The sequence below is a fragment of the Pseudomonas sp. BBP2017 genome, from assembly GCF_003024385.1.
Classification (GTDB): Bacteria; Pseudomonadota; Gammaproteobacteria; order Pseudomonadales; family Pseudomonadaceae; genus Aquipseudomonas.
On sequence record NZ_PVZN01000060.1, the window covers coordinates 1 to 239 of the forward strand.

The following is a 239-nucleotide window of genomic DNA, read 5'->3' on the forward strand; positions in this document are numbered from 1 at the left end:
TCATTTTTCAGGACATCAACGACCGTCTCAAAGAACTGAGCCTTCTGGCTCATTAACTCAAGCTGCTGCTCAAGCTCTTTGATCCGCTGCTCTGGAGTGAGCGTTTTGGGGACAGACATCGCGCAGCGCCTCTCGTCTCGGATCGAGGCCCCCTGGCTCCAATCCTGCCGACCATGCTTACGCAACCATACCAGAACCGTTGATCGACCCTGGATGCCATACCGCTCCTGAGCCTGACC

Annotated in this window: 1 pseudogene; it reads right to left on the minus strand. The window is 56.1% G+C overall.

What is annotated here, in order from left to right:
* Nucleotides 1–239: pseudogene (locus C6382_RS23810) on the minus strand (IS3 family transposase); the annotation flags it as partial.